The organism is Mesobacillus boroniphilus JCM 21738 (genome assembly GCF_000517385.1).
GTDB lineage: Bacteria > Bacillota > Bacilli > Bacillales > Cytobacillaceae > Mesobacillus > Mesobacillus boroniphilus.
In genome coordinates this window covers 1-2,927 of record NZ_BAUW01000173.1, presented here as the reverse complement: position 1 = coordinate 2,927, position 2,927 = coordinate 1, and the positions used below count along the sequence as shown (strand labels likewise).

General features: G+C 38.2%; 4 protein-coding genes and 1 pseudogene. 3 read left to right on the top strand and 2 right to left on the bottom strand.

Going from position 1 to position 2,927, the window contains the following annotated elements; all coding sequences use genetic code 11:
• Positions 1 to 237: 237 nt before the first annotated feature.
• A complete protein-coding gene (locus tag JCM21738_RS21370) occupies positions 238 to 552 on the bottom strand; it encodes a hypothetical protein (protein ID WP_023614519.1) in 315 nt (104 codons plus the stop codon).
• Between the two features lie 228 nt (positions 553 to 780).
• Here JCM21738_RS21370 and JCM21738_RS24065 point away from each other — a divergent pair, with 228 nt between their 5' ends.
• Entirely contained in the window at positions 781 to 1,032 is a 252-nt protein-coding gene (locus JCM21738_RS24065; protein WP_148296173.1) for a hypothetical protein, read from the top strand.
• Positions 1,032 to 1,750: pseudogene (gene istB / locus JCM21738_RS21365) on the top strand (IS21-like element helper ATPase IstB). The gene JCM21738_RS24065 and the pseudogene istB overlap by 1 nt, the downstream one beginning before the upstream one ends.
• Here the strand turns inward: istB and JCM21738_RS21360 are convergent.
• Positions 1,704 to 2,231, bottom strand: coding sequence for a tyrosine-type recombinase/integrase (locus tag JCM21738_RS21360; RefSeq protein ID WP_023614517.1), 528 nt, complete (start codon positions 2,229 to 2,231; stop codon positions 1,704 to 1,706). The pseudogene istB and the gene JCM21738_RS21360 sit on opposite strands and share 47 nt — an antisense overlap.
• A gap of 144 nt (positions 2,232 to 2,375) precedes the next feature.
• Between JCM21738_RS21360 and JCM21738_RS21355 the strand changes: the two genes are divergently transcribed.
• Complete coding sequence (locus tag JCM21738_RS21355) at positions 2,376 to 2,927, top strand: alpha/beta fold hydrolase (protein ID WP_023614516.1); 552 nt, start codon at positions 2,376 to 2,378, stop codon at positions 2,925 to 2,927.

Genomic DNA, 2,927 nt, shown 5'->3' with positions numbered 1-2,927 from the left:
GTTTAAGGTGCAATTTATTCTATACATATAATTCATTTTATCTTATTGTATTTTAATAGGAAAACATCTGAAAATATCGAGAGTTATTTAATGAATATATATGTTTTGATGAATAGCATTGGTAAACGAAAGCATGTGATTTCAAAGCAAGGTGTGCAGCTGCCTTCTACGCAGGGTTCTTTGAGAGTACTGCTCAACGAGATACTTCAATTTATTATTCTCCGCTTAAAGACATTCTTAATCATTTGAGTGAAGTTCACGCTCAAATTTTTGTATCCAGTTATAATCCAAAGGAGCATTCACTATTTGGTAGATTCGTGTTGAGACAAAGACTTCTCGCTCGAAAGTAAAAATCTGAGTATCTCCATTTTTGTATACTACGCGAAAAGTAAACTGTTCACTTGGATAATCAGAAGTCCATCCCTCTTTCATTGTTAGTCTTACTTGATATTGATTTAAAAAATCAGCAAGTTTATTCCTTTGTTCTTGGTTTATTTTAGGAATTTCAACCTCAACCCCTTCGATTTCTCTTTCACTTTCAACTGTTGTCAAAAAAATGCGATCAACTTGATCAATATTAACTACATTACCTAAGCTTGCGCACGTATATATAGAAGAAGATAAAAGAGATAGCAATGCCTAGTATTAGTCCAGCAATTAGTACATATTTCTTCACTCTGACATCCCCTGGCTTAACAATTTAAGGTCTGAAAAAATATTATTACATATCCATTTCTCCACTCACTCCAACAATCCTTCTTTCATTATTCATTTTCGACAATGTTGGAGCAAAAGGTACGTCCCCGTGCTTCTTCGAAGGACCATGATTTCATCATGATCACTAAAGCACTGGTCATGGCCTCTGAACGTGGGCATCCCTCCGTGGATGCGATTAAACAAGTATTCTATCAACTTATTAATGGCCGTGGAATCCGAAGTGACATAAAGCCGAGGTCGTCTTTGCCTCAACTCCCGGATGCGACACGAGGACTAGGACATTATGACAAGCTCCATAAAGGAGTGGAATCATAATGAACGACATAATTAAGTCTTATGCAAAAAGACTGAAGTTGAGCTGGATCAAGGAGAATTTTGATGAAGTGGAAGCTGCGAGTAATCAAGAATATCTACTTGAGCTTTTTGAAGCTGAAATCCAGCAGCGTGAAGAGCGCAGGATGAATCTCCTGTTAACACAGGCTACCCTCCAAAAGTGAAAGGAAAACCGTTTGATTGGGGTGAGGTTCAGGTTCCAACAGGATTGACAAAGGAATCCCTATTAAATGGAGAGTTCATGGAAAGACAAGAGAATGCGATATTTTATGGAGGGGTAGGAGTTGGAAAGACCTATCTAGCGACCTTAATTGGCTTGAATGCCATACATAGGTTTGGCAAATCAGTTAAGTTCTACACAGTGGCAGGATTAGTAAATCGGCTCCTAGAGGCAAATGAAAAGGGTACTCTGCCGAAATTGTTCAAGCAAATAGAAAAGCTGGATTTATTAATCCTTGATGAACTGGGGTATATACCACTGCACAAGCAAGGTGGGGAACTATTATTCCAAGTTATTTCAATGTGTTATGAGGCCAAGAGTATTATTATTACTACCAATCTTCAGTTCGGTCAGTGGAACCATGTCTTTGGAGATCCAATATTGACGGAAGCAGTCATTGACCGACTGATCCATCACTCTCATCTAGTGGTATTTAACGGCGATAGTCATCGCTATAAGGAGTCATTATTACAAAATTAGAATACAGTTGGCAGGTGGCTACATTTTTAACTGCCGTTTCATGCATTTTTTGCTTGCCAAATACAATTCTGCAGCCAGTTGAAAACATAAATTCGAAAAGTGCCTTTTCCATAGGACTTAGACAGGCTTCACGTAAAAGTTCAATCTCCCTTTCTGATAGAAACTTTGGAATTCTCTTGCCCGCTTTAGGCTCCTTGATCTTTGCTGCTGGATTAAGGGGTATATGCCCTTCCTCGTGACACCAGCGAAACAATGACTTCATAAAACGAATCCTGCGAGCCATACTAGAGGGTTTTAAGTCCTTACCTTGAGTAGCAAAATATTCCTTTAACCTTTCTGTGTCGAAACTATCAATATTCGGATCATTAAAATAACCAATGAGTAGCTTTGCTTGGATTCCATATGCTTTTAAAGTATAAGGAGAAAAGCCTTCTATACGTTTATCAGCTTCATAGGATTTCCATGCAGTTGATAATAACAAACAAATCCCTCCCATTTAATTGGATACTAAGAGGAATTATTGCCTGTTTTATAGAAATTAAGACTCAAGGTATTCAATAGTGTAGAAAGATTTATTCCAAGACTATTAATGTAAAGATAACTAGATAGGTAAGGAGATTTTGTAATGACCTACTGGGAAACGAAAACAATCAATACCGCACGGGGAAATTTTGAGGTCTTTGTAAAAGGAGAGGGCAATCCAATTTGCATCACTCATCATTATTCAGAGTTTAATCATACAGGTGATTACTTTGCAGATTCTTTGACAGAGAATAATACGGTCTACCTTGTGAATTTAAAAGAAGCTGGAAATTCTAGTGAGACTCAAGAGGCTCATGAGTTAAGTATGTTTGATGCCGCTTTTGACCTTGAAGCAATCCGAGAGGCGTTGGGTTATGCCAAATGGACCTTTGCCGGGCACTCGACAGGAGGTATGATAGGAGTCCTTTACGGTATTCATTTTTCTACGTCTCTTACTTCACTAATAATTGTGGGGTCAGCTGCCAGGAAATATGCTAATTCATCCTCTGAATGTATCTATCATCCCGACCATCCACACTTTGACCGAATGCAGCAACTTATTGAGACTTTAAAACGCTCTGATTTAACACCTTGTGAAAGGGAGCGTTTCTCAAAAGAGAGAACTAAACTGTCTCTATTTCACCCGGATAAGTAG